This is a genomic window from Bacillus sp. 01N42_2 (genome assembly GCF_056399565.1).
This window is the reverse complement of record NZ_JBFTRO010000002.1, coordinates 449,720-471,733: the sequence shown is the minus strand read 5'-3', so window position 1 is coordinate 471,733 and position 22,014 is coordinate 449,720. Positions and strand designations below refer to the sequence as shown.

The 22,014-nt window shown below is 46.2% G+C and carries 20 protein-coding genes and 1 pseudogene; 15 read left to right on the top strand and 6 right to left on the bottom strand.

Annotation, left to right across the window (positions count from 1 at the left end):
* The first annotated feature begins 138 nt into the window (after positions 1–138).
* From AC1DN5_RS06015 to AC1DN5_RS06000, 4 genes and pseudogenes are all read left to right on the top strand, one after another.
* A pseudogene (locus AC1DN5_RS06015) lies at positions 139–2,076 on the top strand (hypothetical protein).
* On the top strand, positions 2,066–2,335 hold the full coding sequence (locus tag AC1DN5_RS06010; protein ID WP_016936249.1) for a hypothetical protein: 270 nt from the start codon (positions 2,066–2,068) through the stop codon (positions 2,333–2,335). The pseudogene AC1DN5_RS06015 and the gene AC1DN5_RS06010 overlap by 11 nt, the downstream one beginning before the upstream one ends.
* Positions 2,336–2,857: a sigma-70 family RNA polymerase sigma factor gene (locus tag AC1DN5_RS06005; RefSeq protein WP_016936248.1), complete on the top strand. Its 522-nt coding sequence runs from the start codon at positions 2,336–2,338 to the stop codon at positions 2,855–2,857. It abuts the gene before it with no gap.
* Entirely contained in the window at positions 2,854–3,147 is a 294-nt protein-coding gene (locus tag AC1DN5_RS06000) for a zf-HC2 domain-containing protein (protein ID WP_016936247.1), read from the top strand. Before AC1DN5_RS06005 ends, AC1DN5_RS06000 begins: the two co-directional genes overlap by 4 nt.
* Positions 3,148–3,184: 37 nt before the next feature.
* Here AC1DN5_RS06000 and AC1DN5_RS05995 read toward each other — a convergent pair whose 3' ends face one another.
* Positions 3,185–3,802 carry a hypothetical protein gene (locus AC1DN5_RS05995; protein ID WP_016936246.1) on the bottom strand — a complete coding sequence of 206 codons (618 nt, stop codon included), beginning with the start codon at positions 3,800–3,802 and terminating at the stop codon, positions 3,185–3,187.
* 309 nt (positions 3,803–4,111) lie between these two features.
* Positions 4,112–4,300 carry a YlaF family protein gene (locus AC1DN5_RS05990; protein ID WP_016936245.1) on the bottom strand — a complete coding sequence of 63 codons (189 nt, stop codon included), beginning with the start codon at positions 4,298–4,300 and terminating at the stop codon, positions 4,112–4,114.
* A gap of 111 nt (positions 4,301–4,411) precedes the next feature.
* On the opposite strand from AC1DN5_RS05990, the gene typA reads away from it, so the two are divergent.
* Both typA and AC1DN5_RS05980 read left to right on the top strand, forming a co-directional pair.
* Positions 4,412–6,250, top strand: a complete 1,839-nt coding sequence (typA, locus tag AC1DN5_RS05985; RefSeq protein WP_016936244.1) for a translational GTPase TypA — start codon at positions 4,412–4,414, stop codon at positions 6,248–6,250.
* Between the two features lie 55 nt (positions 6,251–6,305).
* Positions 6,306–6,626: a YlaH-like family protein gene (locus AC1DN5_RS05980; RefSeq protein ID WP_015239793.1), complete on the top strand. Its 321-nt coding sequence runs from the start codon at positions 6,306–6,308 to the stop codon at positions 6,624–6,626.
* Positions 6,627–6,667: 41 nt separating this feature from the next.
* On the opposite strand, the gene AC1DN5_RS05975 is transcribed toward AC1DN5_RS05980, so the two are convergent.
* Together AC1DN5_RS05975 and AC1DN5_RS05970 are read right to left on the bottom strand one after the other, a co-directional pair.
* Positions 6,668–6,877: a YlaI family protein gene (locus AC1DN5_RS05975; RefSeq protein ID WP_016936243.1), complete on the bottom strand. Its 210-nt coding sequence runs from the start codon at positions 6,875–6,877 to the stop codon at positions 6,668–6,670.
* Positions 6,878–6,979: 102 nt separating this feature from the next.
* Positions 6,980–7,606: a YhcN/YlaJ family sporulation lipoprotein gene (locus tag AC1DN5_RS05970; RefSeq protein WP_016936242.1), complete on the bottom strand. Its 627-nt coding sequence runs from the start codon at positions 7,604–7,606 to the stop codon at positions 6,980–6,982.
* Between the two features lie 155 nt (positions 7,607–7,761).
* Between AC1DN5_RS05970 and AC1DN5_RS05965 the strand changes: the two genes are divergently transcribed.
* Positions 7,762–9,090: a PhoH family protein gene (locus tag AC1DN5_RS05965; protein WP_016936241.1), complete on the top strand. Its 1,329-nt coding sequence runs from the start codon at positions 7,762–7,764 to the stop codon at positions 9,088–9,090.
* Here AC1DN5_RS05965 and AC1DN5_RS05960 read toward each other — a convergent pair.
* A complete protein-coding gene (locus AC1DN5_RS05960) occupies positions 9,085–9,561 on the bottom strand; it encodes a hypothetical protein (protein ID WP_016936240.1) in 477 nt (158 codons plus the stop codon). The two genes, AC1DN5_RS05965 and AC1DN5_RS05960, sit on opposite strands and share 6 nt — an antisense overlap.
* A 102-nt stretch (positions 9,562–9,663) precedes the next feature.
* Here AC1DN5_RS05960 and glsA point away from each other — a divergent pair, with 102 nt between their 5' ends.
* The 4 genes from glsA (at position 9,664) to pyc (ending at position 15,920) form a co-directional block, all read left to right on the top strand.
* Positions 9,664–10,593 carry a glutaminase A gene (glsA, locus tag AC1DN5_RS05955; RefSeq protein ID WP_016936239.1) on the top strand — a complete coding sequence of 310 codons (930 nt, stop codon included), beginning with the start codon at positions 9,664–9,666 and terminating at the stop codon, positions 10,591–10,593.
* Between the two features lie 107 nt (positions 10,594–10,700).
* The gene (locus AC1DN5_RS05950; RefSeq protein ID WP_016936238.1) at positions 10,701–10,982 is read left to right on the top strand and encodes an Fpa/YlaN family protein; all 282 of its coding nucleotides are present in this window, start codon (positions 10,701–10,703) and stop codon (positions 10,980–10,982) included.
* 204 nt (positions 10,983–11,186) lie between these two features.
* Positions 11,187–12,398, top strand: a complete 1,212-nt coding sequence (locus tag AC1DN5_RS05945; RefSeq protein WP_016936237.1) for an FtsW/RodA/SpoVE family cell cycle protein — start codon at positions 11,187–11,189, stop codon at positions 12,396–12,398.
* A gap of 75 nt (positions 12,399–12,473) precedes the next feature.
* A complete protein-coding gene (pyc, locus tag AC1DN5_RS05940) occupies positions 12,474–15,920 on the top strand; it encodes a pyruvate carboxylase (protein ID WP_188154021.1) in 3,447 nt (1,148 codons plus the stop codon).
* A 93-nt stretch (positions 15,921–16,013) separates the two neighbouring features.
* On the opposite strand, the gene ctaA is transcribed toward pyc, so the two are convergent.
* Entirely contained in the window at positions 16,014–16,940 is a 927-nt protein-coding gene (gene ctaA, locus AC1DN5_RS05935) for a heme A synthase CtaA (RefSeq protein ID WP_441397036.1), read from the bottom strand.
* Between the two features lie 343 nt (positions 16,941–17,283).
* Here ctaA and cyoE point away from each other — a divergent pair, with 343 nt between their 5' ends.
* From cyoE to ctaE, 4 genes are all read left to right on the top strand, one after another.
* Positions 17,284–18,201, top strand: a complete 918-nt coding sequence (gene cyoE, locus AC1DN5_RS05930) for a heme o synthase (protein ID WP_016936234.1) — start codon at positions 17,284–17,286, stop codon at positions 18,199–18,201.
* A gap of 217 nt (positions 18,202–18,418) precedes the next feature.
* A complete protein-coding gene (gene coxB / locus AC1DN5_RS05925) occupies positions 18,419–19,489 on the top strand; it encodes a cytochrome c oxidase subunit II (protein WP_095240761.1) in 1,071 nt (356 codons plus the stop codon).
* A 31-nt stretch (positions 19,490–19,520) separates the two neighbouring features.
* Positions 19,521–21,389 (top strand): cytochrome c oxidase subunit I, encoded by a 1,869-nt coding sequence (gene ctaD / locus AC1DN5_RS05920; RefSeq protein WP_366969428.1) that lies wholly within the window; start codon positions 19,521–19,523, stop codon positions 21,387–21,389.
* Entirely contained in the window at positions 21,389–22,012 is a 624-nt protein-coding gene (ctaE, locus tag AC1DN5_RS05915) for a cytochrome c oxidase subunit III (RefSeq protein WP_013352146.1), read from the top strand. The genes ctaD and ctaE overlap by 1 nt, the downstream gene beginning before the upstream one ends.
* Positions 22,013–22,014: the final 2 nt, after the last annotated feature.

Below are 22,014 nucleotides of genomic sequence, written 5' to 3'. Positions count from 1 at the left end.
GACGCGATTTCTTCTGAAAAAAATGACAGATGAAGACGGGAAAAATGATAGGGGAAAAATGTTAGGTTCTTTAAAACTTTTTTTAATGCCGGTTGTCTAAACGGGTGAGGCCTTAATAAACGTAAAGGATTGTTACAGATGTCAGAGATTTTCAGTCATTTTATTCAGCATTTCGACAGATATTTCATTTTGAGCAGACAGAGTGTGTTGATCATCCAGTGGTCGTCCGTCTGCCTTGCTGTTTTATACGGGCTGACTTTCCATCCGAAAATCAGCCCTGAAAGAGTTTGGTTTTATGGCGGGATCATGCTTCGGGCCGTATTATTGGCGGGCATAACGATTGAATTGGTTCATCAGGTGCAGAGCACTCACTTTAGCGCGCACTATTTGACAACGGAAGAAAGAGAGCTTCTTCCGATCGTTCATCTCTTAATGTACGGATATGTGCTGCTCACCGCGTTTCACTATATGCTGATGCCGCAGGAGCAGAGGGGAAAAGGCATGTTTTATACGTTTGATCTCACTGTGGTGACACTGCCCGTCATTCAGCTGATCTTCAGTTTTTTTGCTTTCTGGAACAGCAATCGTGACACGATTGCTGCAGAGGATTTAGTCTCCTCGCTTTGTTCCGTTGCGGTTGTTTTACTCCTTCTGATTTCTATGAATGTTTTATTTTTTAAAATGTATTGGAAACCGAGGCCGGTTTTTATCGGCGTGTTTTATGCAGCGGTCATCGGGCTATTGGTGTGGGTGCTCTCTCCGTCCTCGGCCGGGGTATCAAAAGATTACGGCAGGCTTCTCCCGTTTACGGTGTATTTAACAATGGCGGGTTTTCTGATGACCCATCATTTATTTCATCGGTCAGACAGGATCAGACGGCGGACGAAAAGCTTTCTTGCGGCGGCCGTTGCCGCTGGTTTTATTGTCTTTTTGAATCCGGTGTACAACGCGGGAGATGCCGCATTTGCGGTTTCAAAACCGATAGCTGAAGATTCTGTTGATTATGTGGGCGAACATATTACTTCAGACCAGGCGGAACGGATCCTTACGTCATTTTTTCCGGCTGAGAATCCGATTTATTTGACAGAAACCAATCAGGATCTCCATTACTTTTACCGCTTTAAAACGGAAGATTATGAAGCGGAAGTGGACGAGGTTTCCCGAATGATTACAAATTATCAATATCTTAAAAAACCGGAAGGCCGGACATTAACAGAAGAAGAGTACCGGAAAAAGTCGCTGGATTTCTTGTCGGTACACGGCCGAAAACTAAAAACACAAGGCATTCAGACAACAGTGAGAAAAGAAGACGGACAGTTTGTCGTGGAGATCGCGCCGAAAAGACAAGGGAAGCATCACGAACAAACGGGTGCTGTATTTTACTGGGAAAAAGAAACGATCATGGGTTTTTCAGAAGACCCGTCTATTTATCAGCTTCAGTCGCTGCCGTAGGTGCACATGAAGGAAAAAGACATAATGAAAGCATCAAAAGCCGTCTTTCATACGCTTCAAATGCCTGGTCAGACATTTGAAATCACAAATACAGATATCAACAGCCTGATCGGCAGCAGTGTGACCGTAACAGCGAATAACGGGGCGGAGCTGGTATTTGATGCCGAATCCGGGCGCCTTGTGAAAATCAGAATCTCATCAGGCAGCACCGTTTTGACAAAAAAAGAACTTCAGAAGAGGCTTTTTACATTGCTGGGCGCGGATACTTCAAAGTTTAAGCAAATTGACAAATCGGAAGACGGTCTCGTTTTTGAAAACCTTGAAGGAACATCCGTTTTTACGCTCCGAAATGAAGAAGGCATGATAGAGGCCTCATCCTGCGGACAGGTAAGCGCCAAAACATTCCCGCATACATACAGAGACGGGGAAACAGCCTTCAAAAGAGTGGCGGGGGCATATAACGGCATCATTTATAAAAAGCGGGTGAAGCCTGTCAAAGCGGTGAAAGACGGCGTAACATATAACGCATGGCTCGTTATTATTCAGCCGTTCGGTTCAAACCGCCATGACGCATATGTAGTAAACGCGGATACTTACGAGGCGGTGAACCTTTATGAACAATAAAGAAAGAAAGGCTGTCTTCTTCGATTTATACGACCTGTATAAGGAAGGGGAACTTGAAGGCGGTACGCTTCAATGGATGAAAGAACATGAACCTGAATTTGGAGCAGAGGCGGAAAACAGAAAAAGACAGAATGAACATGATATGAAGCCGCCGCCGGGCGACATCCGCCAAATTAAATATATGAAATGCCTGACGTATGGACTGTATGGTTTCTTCATTGTGCTCTCAATCTGGATGACAGTGTGGTTTTATTTTTAAATGAAAAACAAGGTGTCAATTGAACAGTTGTACCGTGAACATTATCAAGATATTATGTATTACCTTTACAGACGCACACATCACGCTGAGACCGCTAAAGATCTCGCTCAGGATACATTTATGAAAGCATTTAACGGGCTTGAGTCATTTAAGGGGCACTCGTCTATCCGCACGTGGCTCTATGCAATTGCCCACCATACCTTCATCAATTGGTACAGACGGGACAGAAAATACCAATTTTCAGATATCACCTTGAATGAAGGGCTTCAGCAAACAACATATGAACTGCCGGAGCATTACGTTGACCGGACAGACACAAAGAACGCGCTGGCCGGGCAGATTCAGCGTCTGAAAAATGATCAGCAGACCGTTTTAATTTTAAGGGAATTTCAAGAGCTGTCATACGAAGAGATTGCTGATATTTTGGGTTGGAGCCTGCCGAAGGTGAAGAGCACCTTATACAGGGCGAGAATGCAGCTGAAACAGCACTTGGCGGAAAAAAGGAAGGACGGACACATATGACTTGCTGTTTAGTGAGAGATTTACTCCCTTTATATATTGAAGGCGATTGTGAAACAGAAACAGAGCGGTATATTTTCCGCCATCTTGATACATGCGGTGAGTGCAAAAGGGTATATCATATGATGAAGGAGCCGCTTGACTTTGGCGAAGCTGAGATGAAGGCGCCGGACGGTTATGAAGACGAGGAGAGGCGGTTTCAGGAAAGATATTACGGGAGGCTGCTGACAAATGCCGCCTGTATGTTCGGAGCTGTATTTCTCATCATGCTTGCGCTTAAACTGCTGAATTAAAAAAACGCCCGGCTGAATGACCGGGCGTTTTTTTCGTTTACTCAGCCGGGTGAAAGGCTGTATAAATGCTTTCAAGTAATTCCTGCGGCAGTGAATTAAAGAATTCAGCACACAGCTTCGCTTCTTTTTTACCTGCACCTGCTTTTTCAGCAAGCTCCTGATCAAACGTATACACGCCGTCTTCTTCAACCAGAGCAGATTGAAGAATATGAAGACTCTGGGAGAAAGCGGTGAACAGCTGATCAACGATAAGAGCTTCTTTTTCCGTAAAGCCGAGCTCCACTGCTTTTTCTTTATTAAATGTATATTCGCCGTCCGTTTTCTCGATACATTGGGAAAGGACGGTTAAAAATTCCGTTGAGCTGTCCCACAGCTTTTGAATGGTCTGTGCGGCTTCTTTATCTAATCCCAATTCAACCGCTTTTTCACCGTCAAAATAATAGACGCCGTCTTTTTCGTAAATGGATTGGCTGATGATGTCTAAAAGCTTTGCCGCATCTTCCGGTGTTTTCTCGGCAAAAGCCTGCAAGACAGGCGATTCATTTGCCTGAATTGTTTTTGCACCGGCAGACTCAAGCGGACTGAATGCAAGCAAGGCGGCTGAAGCAGTTGCAGCGGCAGTTACAGCGGTTTTCTTCAAAAAAGATGTTTTCATTTTGTTCTCTCCTTGTCATGTGTATTTGCTTACAGCCACAAGTATAAAAATCCAGTGATGGAATTGAAATAGGAAGTTTGGTATTTTCTTCATAACAATACCGGACTAATTCCGGCTGCCTTTTCTGAGGGACTCTGCTGTTGTCACTAGGATGCATACTGCTGTTTCCGGCTTCTTGACTAGGCGGCGGGGGAGATAAGCCTTACATCCCACCGGTTTTGAGGATGCAAAAAAGCCTGAATGTTTCATTCAGGCTTCATACAATATTGTGCTTTTCATGTTTACGGAATTTTGCAAAGGGTCATGCTTTTAATCAAGCAGTCCCTGTTCGCGCATTTTTTTCTTTACAGTGAAACCGCTTCCCATCATGGCGATAACGAGAACAATGCTTCCGATGACACCCCATGCGCTTTTCTCAGCGATTGATACGCCGATCAGCATCATGCTGAAGACTGCTGCGAATGCAAATAATAATAAGAGCCAATTCAATTTTTTCATATTTCCATCCCCTTTAACGTCATACTTTCAGTTTACAGAAAAACGTGACGCTTTTAAAGAGGATGTGTGGTATAATATGAAAGTTATCTAATTTTTTTAGGAGATGAAAATGTGAAACTTCGAAACGATCTTCGCAATATCGCGATTATTGCCCACGTTGACCATGGGAAAACGACTTTGGTAGACCAATTGCTTCACCAAGCCGGAACCTTCCGTGCCAACGAAAATATTGCCGAACGCGCAATGGATTCAAACGATCTTGAACGTGAACGCGGTATTACAATTCTCGCGAAAAATACTGCGATTAACTATAAAGATACACGCATTAATATTTTGGACACTCCGGGACACGCCGACTTCGGCGGAGAGGTTGAACGGATTATGAAAATGGTTGACGGCGTTCTGTTAGTCGTTGACGCATATGAAGGCTGCATGCCGCAAACCCGTTTCGTTCTGAAGAAAGCCCTTGAGCAGAACTTAAATCCGGTTGTCGTCGTAAACAAAATCGACCGTGATTTCGCCCGCCCGGAAGAAGTTATCGATGAAGTGCTTGATCTGTTCATCGAGCTGGATGCAAACGAAGAACAGCTTGAGTTCCCTGTCGTCTACGCTTCTGCGATTAACGGAACGGCAAGTCTTGATCCGAAAAAGCAGGACGAAAACATGGAATCACTGTATGAAACGATTCTTGAACATGTCCCTGCGCCGGTTGATAACGCCGAAGAGCCTCTTCAATTCCAAGTGGCGCTTCTTGATTACAATGACTATGTCGGCCGTATCGGTATCGGACGCGTTTTCCGCGGCACGATGAAAGTCGGCCAGCAGGTTTCATTGATGAAACTTGACGGAACGGTCAAATCATTCCGTGTAACGAAAATCTTCGGTTTCCAAGGATTGAAACGCGTGGAAATTGAAGAAGCGAGAGCGGGAGACCTCGTTGCCGTTTCCGGTATGGAAGACATCAACGTCGGTGAAACGGTTTGTCCGGCTGACCACCATGAGCCGCTGCCGGTTCTGCGTATTGATGAGCCTACGCTTCAAATGACATTTGTCGTAAACAACAGCCCGTTTGCAGGCCGTGAAGGCAAATATGTCACAGCCCGTAAAATTGAAGAGCGTCTGAACGCACAGCTTCAAACAGACGTCAGTCTTCGTGTCGAACCGACGGCATCGCCTGACGCATGGGTTGTTTCAGGACGCGGTGAGCTTCACCTGTCTATTTTAATTGAAAACATGCGCCGCGAAGGTTATGAGCTTCAAGTGTCTAAACCTGAAGTTATCATTAAGGAAATCGACGGTGTAAGCTGCGAGCCTGTTGAGCGCGTGCAGATTGACGTGCCTGAAGAGCATACCGGTTCTGTTATGGAATCAATGGGTGCGAGAAAAGGCGAAATGCTCGATATGATTAATAACGGAAACGGCCAGGTCCGCCTGATCTTTACCGTACCTTCACGCGGGCTCATCGGCTATTCTACTGAGTTTCTGTCACTGACACGCGGTTTCGGTATCCTGAACCACACGTTTGACAGCTATCAGCCGATGCAAAAAGGCCAAGTCGGAGGCCGCCGTCAGGGTGTGCTCGTTTCCATGGAAAATGGAAAAGCGACATCTTACGGAATTCAAGGTATTGAAGACCGCGGCGTGATCTTCGTTGAGCCGGGCACAGAAGTATATGAAGGCATGATTGTCGGCGAACATAACCGTGACAATGACCTTGTCGTCAATGTCAGCAAAATGAAACAGCAGACAAACGTCCGTTCCGCAACGAAGGATCAAACGACTACGATTAAGAAAGCGCGCATTATGTCGCTTGAAGAATCACTCGAGTACTTGAACGATGATGAATACTGTGAAGTAACACCGGAATCCATCCGTTTAAGAAAGAAAATCCTGAACAAAAACGAACGTGAAAAAGCGGCGAAAAAGAAAAAAACAGCAGGAATGTCTTAATCACTTGCAGAATTTGAAAAGATAGAACCCGAACGGAAAAGGGGAGGGGATCTTTTTGAATGAAGTAAGTGAACGGCTGTCGTTCTTTGCTGCGCTTTACCAAGTGGATGAGCATCCGCTGACGGGAATGTGGCTGTTATACGGAACGATCGTCGTGCTCTCGGTGATTGTATTTAAACTCGGCTTTGCCAAAAGGCTGCCGGTTTTAAAGGCTGCGGCAGTTTATCTCTTTCTCGTACTCGGCTGCACCGTGCTGACTTTTTTCGGTGTGTTTCTGCCGGTCGGAGAAGGGCTTGTTGTCGCCGCCTTGATTTTGATCATTTACAAAATCCGTCTGCACCAGTCCAAAAAAAGCCAGTCAGCTAAACCGCAATAAAAAAATGACCCTGCCTTTCGGCGGGTCATTTTTTTATTGGTTTATTTTTTCACTTTATCTTTTTTCGTTTTTTGCCCTGGATGAAAGGAGAAGTGTCCGGTATTCAGCCGCGCCTCTGTTTTGACTTTGATTCGGTCATGGCATTCCTGGCACATATATGTATGAATCGGACGGTTGCGGAGGCGTTTGGCTGTCAGTGTTTCATCATCAATTTGTTCAATTTTGTCGCAAATGGAACATTTAACTCTCATTGATTTTTCACCTCTTTCACTATGACAAGCATTATATCATGGATGACCCGCCTGCCAAAGGGAAAGAAAGCAGCGCCCTTCCTTTGTAGCGGGCGCTGCTTTTTACCGGCGGTTATTCATGTGATGATCCGATTGATCATTCTGCTCGTTTTGCAGCTTGTTCTGATCTCTTTGATTCAGCTGGTCATCATTCGATTTAGTCGGTGATTCTTTTTCATTGTCGGTCACATCATTCGGAACTTCCGGCATGACACGTCCGACGATTGCGGCGAGTTCGTCCAAAATGCCTGAAACCGGACGTCCGGCCTTAATATCGCTGCCCATGCCTCTCAGGCGGGAGACTGTATCAGGATCAGCGACGACAACGGCATTGGCGCCGTAAGGATCGTTTTTTAATGCTTGGGCAACGGTGTATTTAATGCTTTCCACTTTGCTCCGTTCTAAATTGTCATCCACATCGATTCCGACGACTGAGTATCGCCCGAGTACGACCGCGGTGGCGTCTGTAATGCCTGGGATTTTTTCAGTCACTTCGACTAGATGCTTTGCAATATCTGTCCGGCCGGGATTCGCAGCTGTTTCAGGAGCTGTATCACTCACATGAATCGGTTTTGCTCCGCCCTGATCGGTTGATTCGTTTTGGATATTGCTGCGTCCGCGGCTATCCTGTACAGCTGTGCAGCCGGTCAGAATAAATAAAGCTTGTATGATAATGAAAAGAATTCGCACGTCAGATTCCCTCCTTAATGCTTTCATTTCTTTTATTGTTGAATTAACCTTCTATCTTTATTCACCAAATCATATATTTTAGCAGGCATCCCCGTTTTTCACGAAAAGAGAAGCACACGCTGGGCTTTGATCCTTATTTTTCAGGAGGCTGAGACTTGAGTAAAATTTATGTGTTAGATACGAATGTACTTTTGCAGGATCCTAACGCCATTTTTTCTTTTGAAGAAAACGAAGTTGTCATCCCCGCCGTCGTGCTGGAAGAGGTCGATTCAAAAAAGCGGTATATGGACGAGGTCGGGAGGAATGCGAGGCACGTATCTAAGCTGATAGACGGGCTCAGGGAGAAAGGAAGGCTGCACGAAAAGGTTCCGCTTGAAAGCGGAGGAACGATCAGAATTGAACTGAACCACCGGTCATTTCATCAGCTTCAGGAAATTTTTATCGAAAAAACAAATGATAACCGCATTTTGGCGGTGGCAAAAAATTTAAGCCTTGAGGAGGAAACGAAAGAAAACGGCCGCCCCGTCATCCTGGTCAGTAAGGATGTGCTGGTCAGGGTAAAGGCGGATGCCATCGGGCTTTTGGCGGAGGACTTTTTAAACGACAGAGTCGTTGACCATGATGAGATATACAGTGGGTACAAGGATATATTTATGAATAAAGAGCGGTTTGACTTGTTTTATAAAAACAAACAAATTTCAGTCAAGGAGCTTCAGCAGCATCAGGTTTATCCGAATCAATTTGTGCTGATGAAAGATGAATTAGGAGGATCTTCTTCTGCGGTCGGCATGACAGATAAGAAAGGGGAGACCGTAAAAAGACTCGTCTTTGATGATGAGCACGTATGGGGCATCAGGCCGAAAAACGTCCAGCAGACAATGGCGCTTGAACTCCTGCTGAGAGAAGATATCCCGCTTGTCACCCTGATCGGAAAAGCGGGAACGGGAAAAACTTTGCTAGCTCTCGCAGCGGGGCTTCTGCAGACTGAGGATCTCGGTATTTATAAAAAACTGATCGTCGCACGTCCCATCGTCCCGGTGGGCAAGGATATCGGATATTTGCCGGGTGAAAAAGAGGAGAAGCTCAAGCCGTGGATGCAGCCGATCTTTGATAATCTTGAATTTTTGTTCAATGCGAAAAAGCCGGGTGAACTTGAAGCGATTTTAGCGGGCATCGGATCAATTCAGGTTGAGGCGCTGACATACATTCGGGGAAGAAGCATTCCGGATCAGTTTATTATTATCGATGAGGCTCAGAATTTGACGAGGCACGAGGTCAAGACGCTTTTGACACGGGTGGGAGAAGGCAGCAAAATTGTCCTGATGGGTGACCCGGAGCAAATAGATCACCCATATTTAGACAGTTTAAATAACGGACTTGCTTATGTCGTAGAGCGGTTTAAAGGACAAACCGTCTCCGGCAGCGTGAAGCTTATGAAAGGCGAAAGATCCGGCCTTGCACAGCTTGCGGCCGATTTGTTATAGAACTTCGATTTCTGTGACGCCTGTTATCGGTTTTTCAAAGTTTCCGTTCACGTAAAAATGGACCGGACCGCCGTCTTGAAGAGGCTTCCCTGACTCACAGAAATGGGCGATTGCGTCCATCGCCTTTTCAAGCGGCACCTCGGTTCTTTCAGATCCTGAAATAAATACGCAAAGGACAGCGCTTTCTTTCGGCTCGGCATTTGCTAAGACAGCACCGAGCTTCATGGCGAAACTGCCGTTCATTAATCTTTCTTTTTCAAAACGTTTTTCGCTTTTTAAAGTCGGCGGCGAAATGCGCCCTTCTCTGATCACCCGTTCCGGATCGAGTGTATGCTCCTTAGTTTCTGCCGAGCCGTCTGAGTGAACGGGCTGATTGTTTTCAAACGGAAACTTGCGGTCATCGAAAATCCAGACACTCGGATCAATTGTAATCGGGTATGTAACATTGCCTTTAACTTGAATAACGCTCATGGTGAAGCCCCCCTTTACTTAAAGTATAAAAGTTTTCGCATGAATTGTCACTTTGCGTCGCAAATTAGACGTAACCAACGGCAGCAAAGTGAGGGGATCGAAATGGTATGCCGGCATTACCAGGAGCTGGACGCACTCGTTCAAGAAGCGAAAAAAAAGACCGGAGAAGGCAAAGTGGCAGACTATATTCCGGCTTTGGCAGAATCGGGGCAAGACAGCCTTTCAGTCACGATTTATCATGCGGAAAATACATGTCTGACGGCAGGAGACGCCGACCGGACATTTACGCTGCAGAGCATTTCGAAGGTGCTTTCTCTGGCGCTCGTCCTGATGGATTACGGAAAGGAAAAGATATTCAGCTGCGTAGGGCAGGAGCCGACCGGCGACCCGTTTAATTCCATTGTGAAGCTTGAGACGGTGAACCCGGGCAAGCCTTTAAATCCGATGATTAATGCGGGCGCTCTCGTCGTTACAAGTTTTATTAAAGGGCATACGCCGAAAGACCGTCTGGATTATCTGCTCGGATTTATCAGAAGGCTTGCGAATAATCAGGAAATTACATATTGCAGACATGTCGCAGCATCAGAATTCGGTTCCTCCATGATCAATCGGGCAATGTGTTATTACATGAAGCAGTATGACATTTTTAAAGGCGATGTTGAAGAGGTCATGGATTTGTATACAAAGCAGTGCGCGATTAAGATGAGCAGTCTGGATTTAGCCAAAATCGGCTGCGTATTCGCACTTGACGGCAAGCATCCGGAGACCGGGGAACAGGTCATAAAAAAAGATGTGGCGAGAATCTGCAAGACGTTTATGGTGACATGCGGCATGTACAATGCGAGCGGGGAATTCGCGATCAAGGTCGGCATTCCCGCCAAAAGCGGGGTTTCGGGAGGAATCATGGGCATTTCGCCATACAATTTCGGAATCGGTATATTCGGCCCGGCGCTTGATGAAAAAGGCAACAGCATCGCGGGTGTGAAGCTTCTGGAAATCATGTCTGAGAAATACAGGCTGAGTATTTTTTGAAACACTTTTTATCATGACATCTGCTTAAATCCTCTTGCAATTTCACCTGATACCCTTTATGATAAATAGAAGAATTAGGTACTCGCCTGGGGAACGGAGGGATACTTTTGGCTTCAGAGATTATAGTTGACCATCAGCAGAAAGCATTCGAACTGTTGAAGTCAGATGCTGAGAAGATTTTGAAGCTGATCCGAGTACAAATGGATAACTTAACGATGCCTCAATGTCCTCTGTACGAAGAGGTCCTGGATACTCAGATGTTCGGACTGTCGAGGGAAATCGATTTTGCTGTCCGCCTGGGATTAGTTGATGAAAACGACGGAAAAGAGCTGCTGGACAGACTTGAAAGAGAACTGTCTGCACTGCATGACGCGTTTACAGGAAAATAAATGATCAAACTCAAACTATTCAACGGTTTGGGTTTTTTTATAACCGTAAACCGTTTTTTTGCATCTTCTTTTCGTGAGACGGTCTATTAATCTGCATTTCATCCGAAAAACTATAAAGAAACTGCGTAAATTGTTTATGAATTATAGTAAAATATAATACGCAATAGGTATTAAACGTAAGCTTTAAGCAGGAAAGAGGATGTTATGTTTAAAAGAATGTTAAAATCTTACGATTATTCATTGATAAGCGCTATTATTCTGCTGTGCAGTTTCGGATTGGTAATGGTATACAGTTCAAGTATGATTACCGCCGTTATGCGTTACGGCGTGAGCAGCGACTATTTTTTTAAACGGCAGCTGTTCGCCGTCATTGCAGGGCTCGTGCTGTTTATCATCGCGGCCGTTTTCCCGTACAAAGTGCTCGCCCATCAGAAGGTCCAGAAAATATTACTGCTTGCGTCAGTGGCTGCGCTTTGCGCGCTGTTTGTTTTCGGACATGTTGCCGGAAACGCGCAAAGCTGGTTTAAAATCGGCGGAATGGCCATTCAGCCGGGGGAATTTGTCAAGCTGACCCTGATTCTGTATCTTGCCGCGGTGTACGCGAAAAAACAAAGCTATATCGATCAGCTTTTGACAGGAGTTGCTCCGCCGGTGATCGTCACCGTAGTCATTTGTGCGCTTATCGCCATTCAGCCTGACTTCGGAACGGCGATGATTATCGGTCTGATCGCGTTTTGCGTCATTATGTGTTCGGGATTCAGCGGAAAGACGCTGCTCAGGCTGGTGATCATGGCGGGAATCGTATTACTTCTTGTCAGCCCGATCATTTATTTGAAATGGGACGATATTTTAACGCCTGGGCGCATGAGCCGGTTTGAAAGCCTTGAAAACCCGTTTAAATATGCCGGCACATCAGGCCTGCAGATTATAAATTCGTATTATGCGATCGGCTCAGGCGGTTTTTTCGGCCTCGGTCTCGGAGAAAGCATTCAAAAATACGGATATCTGCCGGAATCGCATACAGACTTTATCATGGCGGTTATTTCAGAGGAGCTCGGCATTTTCGGCGTCCTGTTCGTCATTGTGCTGCTTGCTTTTGTTGTGTTAAAAGGTTTTTATATTGCGAGAAAATGTGAAGATCCGTTCGGCAGTCTCCTGGCAATCGGGATATCCAGTATGATTGCGATTCAGACCTTCATCAATCTCGGCGGTGTCAGCGGTTTAATTCCCATTACGGGTGTTCCGCTGCCGTTTATCAGCTACGGAGGCTCATCCATGTTTTTATTATTGACGAGCGCCGGTATATTGGTGAACGTCAGTATGCATGTCAAGTACTCAGAAAAGAAGAAAAAGAGGGAACCCGTTCCGTCTAAGGGGGTAAAAAGACGGCAGACGGAAAAATCTGTGTATCTGTAAAAAACAAATGTATACACAGGACGGATATTCCTTTATTATAAACTACATATTTACTAGGCCAAGGGGGAGAGAAATTTGTCACAACAATCCATCCAAAAAGTGTTAGTAGCAAACAGGGGAGAAATTGCGATCCGGATTTTCCGGGCGTGCACAGAATTGAACATCAGAACGGTAGCCGTTTATTCAAAAGAAGATTCGGGTTCCTACCACCGCTATAAAGCGGATGAAGCCTATCTTGTCGGAGAAGGCAAAAAACCGATAGACGCGTATCTTGATATTGAAGGGATTATTGAGATTGCGAAAAGAAACGGCGTTGACGCCATCCATCCGGGTTACGGATTTCTGTCTGAAAATATCCAATTTGCGAGACGCTGTGAAGAAGAGGGCATCGTATTTATCGGACCGACGTCAGCGCATTTGGATATGTTCGGAGATAAGGTCAAGGCCAGAGAGCAGGCTGAAAAAGCCGGCATCCCCGTTATCCCGGGGAGTGACGGGCCTGCTGAAACATTAAAAGATGTCGAACAATTCGCAAAAGTTCACGGGTATCCGTTTATTATTAAAGCGTCGCTCGGAGGCGGCGGCCGGGGGATGAGAATCGTCAGAAGCGAGGGCGAATTGAAAGATTCGTTTGAGCGGGCTAAATCAGAAGCGAAAGCCGCATTCGGAAACGACGAAGTGTATGTTGAAAAACTGATCGAAAATCCTAAGCATATTGAAGTTCAGGTGATCGGAGATAAAGAAGGCAATGTCGTCCATCTGTATGAGCGGGACTGTTCCGTTCAGAGACGCCATCAAAAGGTCATTGAGGTGGCGCCGAGTGTATCCTTACAGCCTGAATTAAGGGACGAGATCTGTGAAGCGGCTGTCGCCCTTGCGAAAAATGTCGGCTATATCAACGCGGGAACCGTGGAATTTCTCGTAGCGGATGGTGAGTTTTACTTTATTGAAGTGAATCCCCGCGTACAAGTGGAGCATACGATTACGGAAATGATTACGGGGGTTGATATCGTACAGACGCAGATTCTCGTTGCGCAGGGCCACGGACTCCACAGCCGTGCCGTCAATATTCCTCAGCAAAAAGACATTTTTACAATCGGGTATGCGATACAATCACGTGTGACCACTGAAGATCCGCTGAATGACTTTATGCCTGACACGGGTAAAATTATGGCTTACCGCTCAGGCGGCGGCTTCGGCGTCCGTCTTGATACAGGGAACAGCTTCCAGGGCGCGGTTATCACGCCTTATTACGATTCACTGCTCGTCAAACTGTCGACATGGGCGCTGACGTTTGAGCAGGCATCGGCAAAAATGGTCCGCAACCTGCAGGAATTCAGAATCAGGGGCATTAAGACCAATATCCCGTTTCTTGAAAACGTGGCAAAGCATGAAAAATTCCTGACCGGGCAATATGATACATCGTTTATCGACACAACGCCCGAACTGTTTGTTTTTCCTAAACAGAAGGACCGCGGAACAAAAATGCTTTCTTACATCGGCAATGTAACGGTAAACGGTTTTCCGGGAATCGGGAAAAAAGAAAAACCTGCGTTTGATAAGCCTCAGGCTATTACGTTAGGTATCGGAGAAAAGCCGGTAAACGGCACGAAACAGATTCTCGATGAAAGAGGCGCTGAAGGGCTTGCTGACTGGGTGAAAGAGCAAAAGTCCGTACTCCTGACTGATACAACGTTCAGGGATGCCCACCAGTCTCTGCTTGCGACCAGAATCAGAACAAATGATTTGAAAAAAATCGCGAACCCCACGGCTGTCCTGTGGCCTGAACTGTTCAGCCTTGAAATGTGGGGAGGCGCGACATTTGATGTAGCGTACCGTTTCTTAAAAGAAGATCCTTGGAAACGCCTTGAAGATCTCCGCAAGGAAGTGCCGAACACATTGTTCCAGATGCTGCTTCGTTCATCAAATGCCGTCGGTTATACCAACTATCCGGACAATGTCATCCAAAAATTTGTCCGGCAGTCAGCAGAGTCAGGTATTGATGTATTCCGGATCTTTGACAGCCTGAACTGGGTGAAAGGGATGACGCTGGCCATCGATGCCGTCCGTGAAACCGGAAAAGTGGCAGAGGCTGCGATTTGTTATACGGGAGATATTCTTGATAAGAGCCGGACGAAGTATGATTTGAAATATTATCTTTCCATGGCGAAAGAACTTGAGGCATCTGGTGCGCACATTCTCGGCATTAAAGACATGGCAGGTCTTTTGAAACCGCAGGCCGCATATGAACTTGTCTCCGCGCTGAAGGAAACGATTGATATTCCCGTTCATCTTCACACGCATGACACGAGCGGCAACGGCGTCTTTCTCTATGCCAAAGCTGTTGAAGCGGGTGTGGATATCGTGGATGTCGCCGTCAGCTCAATGGCGGGGCTGACTTCACAGCCGAGCGCAAGCGGATTTTACCATGCGCTTGAAGGGAACAGCCGCCGTCCTGAAATGGATGTCCGGCAGGTTGAAAGACTGTCACAATACTGGGAATCTGTCCGTCAATATTACAGTGAATTTGAAAGCGGGATGAAGTCTCCGCACACTGAGATTTATAATCACGAGATGCCGGGCGGGCAGTACAGCAATTTGCAGCAGCAGGCAAAAGGCGTCGGCCTGGGTGACCGCTGGAATGAGGTGAAAGAGATGTACAGCGTCGTCAACCGCATGTTCGGCGACGTCGTTAAAGTAACACCTTCTTCCAAAGTCGTCGGAGATATGGCGCTTTACATGGTGCAAAACAATTTAACAGAACAAGATGTTTATGATAAAGGCGAAACGCTTGATTTTCCGGATTCTGTCGTTGAGCTTTTTAAAGGGCAGATCGGCCAGCCGCACGGCGGATTTCCGGAAAAACTGCAAAAGCTCGTGCTGAAAGGGCAGACGCCGATTACGGTAAGACCCGGTGAGCTGCTCGAACCGGTATCTTTCGAAGGCATTAAAGAAGAATGGAAAGAAACACATCAGATGGAATTGAGTGACCAGGACGCAATCGCATATGCGCTTTATCCGAAGGTTTTCACTGAATATGTACAAACAGCTGAACGCTTCGGTGATATTTCCGTATTGGACACACCGACTTTCTTCTACGGCATGACGCTCGGTGAAGAAATCGAGGTGGAAATCGAGCGCGGAAAAACGCTGATCGTGAAACTTGTATCTATCGGTGAACCGCAGCCGGACGCGACACGGGTCGTTTATTTCGAATTGAACGGCCAGCCGCGTGAGGTAGTCATTAAAGATGAAAGCATTAAATCGTCCGTACAGGAAAAATTAAAAGCCGATCGGACAAACCCAAGCCACATTGCGGCATCAATGCCGGGAACCGTTATTAAATTGTTAACTGAAACCGGCGCGAAGGTGAACAAAGGCGATCATCTGATGATTAATGAAGCGATGAAAATGGAGACGACGGTGCAGGCGCCGTTCTCCGGGACGATTCAGCAGATCCATGTGAAAAACGGAGAACCGATTCAGACAGGCGATTTACTGATCGAGATTGAAAAAGCGTAAAAGAATGAACATTAAAAAACCTGATCCATGTGCGATCAGGTTTTTTGTATGTAAAAAGACCGAAGCTCTGATGCTTCGGTCTTTTCATGTGCCTCAAATGTTCCGCTGTTTTGATTCACAACGGAAGCGGGCGATTAATAATAAGAAATAGCATAGAACACCGAACAGCCCGGCAATAAAGAGTGAATGGGCAAGTGCAAAACCGGTGGCCATTTCTGAATAAACAACCATGATTCCGGAGAGCGCCTGTAATAAAACAAAGACAAGAGCCGCCGTCCAGCCACCAAGAATCTGTTTTTGGTCTTTGTAGGAGCGCACCGCATGCACGAAAGCGATAAGGACCCATATGAACAGAAGCAGCGCTGCCGTTCTGTGGCCCATCTGCACCCACTCCTGAAATTGGGACGGAAGCCCGTGGTGCAGTCTGCTGCAAAGCGGAACATCAGGACAGGCAAGGCTTGATTGCGTATGGCGTACATAAGCCCCCGTATAAACGACGATATACGTGTAAATCGAAAGGCCGATCATATGAAACTGCATTTTCCTGCCGATTCTGAGCGGCTTGACGAGCTTTTTGTCTGATTTATCCGCTTCAAATATGAGCAGCGTCAAAATCAGTACAGAAGCGAAAGAAATCAGCGATATGCCGAAATGAAGCGCCATAACAAGCGCATTTGATCCGAAAACAACCGCTAATGCGCCGAGAAGCGCCTGTAAAAATAAAAAGATAATGGACATAATGGCGAGAAAGGTTGTTTCACGGAAAACAGGCGTGACTTTTCTCCATGCCCAAAACGCGAGGCTCAGCACGAGAACGATTGAGACACCGCTTGCGAGTCTGTGGCTCCATTCAATGATAGAAGCGGCATTAAGCTCCGGGAAAAAGCGGCCGTGGCAAAGCGGCCACTGTCTTCCGCATCCTAGACCCGACCCTGTCTTTGTGACAAGAGCGCCGCCGATCAGCACGACGAGCATGACGAATGTCGTCAGCACACCGAGTGCTTTTAAAGCTTTATTCATTTTACATTCACCTTCTTAACAAACTGGACAAAATGATATACGTACCAAGTGTAAGCGAATATGTGTTTTGTGGCAATTCTCAATTCTGTTTGTTCACAAAAATATAATAGAATCAGGACTTCTTAGATAATGGGGTTGATTATTCCAGATGGGTCTGATAGAAATAAAGTAACCGCTTTATTATGCAATCGGCGGATGTGGTAAAATTCATAAAACGTTCACAAATAAATTCCTGTTTCTCGTTTAATATTTAAGAGGATGTTTTTTTACAGGTCATTATCTTGTATGATAGAGTTGCAGGTCTTAAAAAACCTGCTTTAGGTTTGTAAGGGAGGTTTACGTTATGGCTAATTCCAGAATTTTAAACGATACAGCTATAGACGGACAGATTGAAGAGACGACGGCATGGAAGGATTTCCTTTCGCTTATTAAAATAGGAATCGTCAATTCGAATTTAATTACGACTTTTACCGGCATGTGGCTTGCGTTACATATATCCGGTCTGAGTTTTTTAGGCAATTTAAACACCGTGCTTCTTACATTAATAGGATCTTCACTGATCATCGCCGGTTCTTGTGCGGTTAATAACTATTATGACCGTGATATTGATCATTTAATGGAACGCACGAAAGTAAGACCGACGGTTACCGGAAAGATTCAGCCGAATCAAGCGCTGTGGTCAGGAATTTTACTCATTGCTTTAGGACTTATCATGCTTTTAATGACCACCGTAATGGCGGCAGTCATCGGTTTTATCGGGGTGTTTACGTACGTTGTTCTTTATACAATGTGGACGAAACGCCGCTATACGATTAATACGGTTGTCGGAAGTGTATCGGGCGCCGTTCCGCCGTTAATCGGCTGGACAGCGGTTGAAGGGCACATCGGTGTTGTCGCATGGGTATTATTCATGATTTTATTCATCTGGCAGATTCCGCACTTTTTAGCGCTTGCGATTAAGAAGACGGAAGATTACAGAGCAGCGAACATTCCGATGCTTCCGGTAGTGCACGGCTTTGAGGTGACGAAAAGACAGATTATCGTCTGGGTCGCATGCCTGCTGCCGCTTCCGTTTTTCCTCGGCAGTCTCGGTCTTCCGATCGTCATTCTCGGCACTCTGCTGAATATAGGATGGCTTGTTCTCGGATTGATGGGTTTCCGTATGAAAAACATTATGAAGTGGGCAACTCTTATGTTTGTCTATTCGCTTAATTACATGACCATTTATTTCGTAGCAATGGTGGTCTTCACGCTGTTTTAATTGAATAATGAGCTTGTTTGATCGCCAAAACAAACAATGACAACTAGTAAACGCCGCCTTGACCTTTTGTTTAATCAGGCGGCTTTGCTTTTATACATAGATGGAATTTTAAGTAAAAAATCTCATATTTTAAGAAATGAGGAAATGAAGTATTTCAGCTGGAAGCAGATTTACTGCTCGTGCATTTTGTACTGATTCAAAAAAGGGGTTGGGTGAAATGTTAAAGCGTTGGCGTCTTTTATCATTATTAGCCTTAGTGCCGCTTTTATTGAGCGGCTGTGGAAAACCGTTTCTGTCCACACTCAAGCCTGCCGGCGAAGTGGCTGATAAACAGTATGATCTGACGGTGCTCAGCACACTTATCATGGTTGTCGTCGTTGCGGTCGTAGCAGTTATTTTCTTTTACGTCATTGTGAGATTCAGACGGTCGCGTGTAGGGGAAGACACGATACCGAAACAGGTGGAGGGAAACCGTTTTTTGGAAATCACCTGGACCGTTATTCCGATCCTGCTTCTGATTATTCTTGTCATCCCGGTTGTCATCGAGACACTGGCGCTGGCGGATACGTCGCCGATGGATAAGAAAAACCGTAAAGCAGAGGATGCGCTCGTGATTAATGTAAGGGCGAATTTATACTGGTGGGAATTTGAGTATCCTGATTACGGGTTTGTGACCAGTCAGGAGCTGATCGTTCCCACAGATGAACGCGTTTATTTCAAGCTGAAGTCCTCAGATGTGAAACACTCTTTCTGGATTCCGTCAGCCGGGGGAAAAATCGATACGAATACGGATAACGACAATACTTTCTTTCTGACCTTCGATTCTAAACGCAGCAAAGAAGCGGGCAAATATTTCTTCGGGAAATGCGCGGAGCTGTGCGGCCCTTCACATGCGCTGATGGATTTCAAAGTGAAACCGCTGCCGTCAAAAGAATTTAAACAATGGACGAAAGCGATGAAAAATTATAAGCATACAACAGATTCCGATTTAGCCGCGCAAGGAGAAGAGCTGTTTAAGGAAAAAAACTGCCTGAGCTGTCATGCGGTTGAGCCTAATGATAAACGGGCTGAAGCAGCAAGAACGGCTCCGAACCTGGCTACCTTCGGCGAACGTGTCAAAGTGGCCGGCATCAAGGATGCGAATAAAGAGAACATAAAAGCTTGGCTGAAAGATCCGGACAGCATTAAACCGGGCAATAAGATGACAGGCACTTATCCGAAGCTTTCGGACTCTGAAACGGATGCGCTGTATGAATATTTAAAAGGGCTGAAAGCGGAGAACAAGTGAGGACAGGGAGATATCAGGGGGGAGGTCGCAAATGATGAATACGCTTACAGGGCAGCGAAGAAAAGGCTCTATGCTTTGGGACTATTTGACGACGGTTGACCATAAGAAAATCGCGATTTTATATATGATCGCCGGGGGATTTTTCTTCGTCGTCGGCGGACTTGAGGCCATGCTTATCAGGATTCAGCTCTTGAGACCGGGAAACGATTTTGTGAATGCGCAGCAGTTTAATGAAATTATGACGATGCACGGCACGACAATGATCTTCCTGGCGGCAATGCCGCTGTTATTCGGGCTGATGAACGCGGTTGTGCCGCTTCAGATCGGGGCGCGTGACGTATCATTTCCGTTTCTGAATGCGCTTGGGTTCTGGCTGTTTTTCTTCGGGGGAATCTTCTTGAATCTGAGCTGGTTTTTAGGAGGCGCTCCAGATGCAGGCTGGACGGCGTATGCGTCGCTTGCGCTGAATTCGAAAGGGCACGGCGTTGACTTTTTCGTGCTCGGCCTGCAGATATCAGGCTTAGGGACGCTGATTGCGGGGATCAACTTTCTGGCAACCATTATTAATATGAGGGCGCCAGGTTTGACGTATATGAGACTGCCGCTGTTTACGTGGACGACATTTGTGGCGTCGGCACTCATTTTATTCGCATTTCCTCCGCTCACCGTCGGTTTAGCGCTGATGATGCTGGATCGTCTGTTCGGGACGAATTTCTTTAACCCTGAATTGGGCGGAAATACGATTATCTGGGAGCACTTGTTTTGGATTTTCGGGCATCCGGAAGTATACATTTTAATTCTTCCCGCTTTCGGGATTTTTTCAGAAATCATTCCTGTGTTTGCGAGAAAGCGTCTGTTTGGTTATTCCTCTATGGTTTTTGCGATCGTGCTGATCGGCTTTCTCGGATTCATGGTATGGGTTCACCACATGTTTACGACTGGACTCGGACCGATTGCCAATGCAATATTTGCGGTTGCAACGATGGCGATTGCGGTGCCTACGGGCATTAAGATTTTCAACTGGCTTTTGACGATTTGGGGAGGAAACGTTAAATTCACGACGCCTATGCTGTATGCCGTCGCCTTTATTCCGTCTTTCGTGCTCGGAGGTGTGACGGGTGTCATGCTGGCGGCCGCAGCGGCAGATTATCAGTTCCATGATACGTATTTTGTCGTAGCGCATTTCCACTACGTCATCATCGGCGGCGTTGTGTTCGGCATCCTGGCGGGCGTGCATTTCTGGTGGCCGAAAATGTTCGGGAAGGTGCTTCATGAAACGATGGGGAAAATTTCCTTTGTCTTGTTTTTTATCGGGTTTCATCTTACCTTCTTCATTCAGCATTTCCTCGGCTTAATGGGAATGCCGCGGCGCGTTTACACATATCTGCCCGGCCAGGGGCTTGATACCGGCAATCTGATCAGTTCAATCGGCGCGTTTTTCATGGCGGGCGCGGCTGTATTGCTCGTCGTTAATATTATTTATACTTCTGTAAAAGGGAAATACGTCGGGAATGACCCATGGATGGACGGACGTACGCTCGAATGGGCGGTCTCTTCGCCGCCGCCTGAATATAATTTTAAACAGCTTCCGTTTGTGCGGGGACTTGATCCGCTGTGGATTGAAAAGCAGGCCGGAAATGAAGGGATGTCGCCTGCAGAGCCTGTAGAGGACATTCATATGCCGAACGGCTCCATCATGCCGTTTATCATGTCCTTCGGGCTGTTTGTCGCAGCGTTCGGGTTTTTATACCACTCTGACTATTCATGGGGGCTTCCGGTTATCTTTATAGGCCTCGGCATCACATTCTTTACCATGCTGCTTCGGTCCTTGGTCGATGATTACGGCTATCATATTCACAAAGAAGATCTGCCGAATGATGATAAAGGGGTGAAGGCGTAATGCAGCTACAGGAAAAAATGACGGCTGAAACCTTTCCGGCTTCTCCTGAAAAAGCAACGCTTGAAGGGAAAAATAAGTTTTTAGGATTTTGGCTGTTTCTCGGCGGGGAAACGGTTCTGTTCGCCTCGCTTTTTGCGACATTCCTCGCTTTGCGGGAATCTAAAGCGGGCGGGCCGTCAACGGCTGACATGTTCGAGCTGCCGATCGTGTTTATCGCCACGATGCTTCTGTTAACGAGCAGCTTAACGAGTGTGTATGCAATGTATCATATGAAAAATTTCTCCTTTAAAAAAATGCAGGTATGGCTTTTGATTACCGTTTTATTGGGAGCGGGATTTTTAGGGGTGGAAATTTATGAATTTAAGCATTACACTCACGAGTTCGGCTTTACCATTACTAGCTCTGCGCTCGGCTCGGCGTTTTACACGCTGGTCGGCACACACGGAGCACACGTGGCGTTCGGTTTATTATGGATCAGCGCACTGATGATCCGGAATGCTAAAAGAGGGCTCAGCCTTTATAATGCGCCGAAATATTATGTGGCCAGTCTATATTGGCATTTCATTGATGTCGTGTGGGTCTTTATCTTTACCGTTGTATATTTGATGGGGATGGTGGGATAACG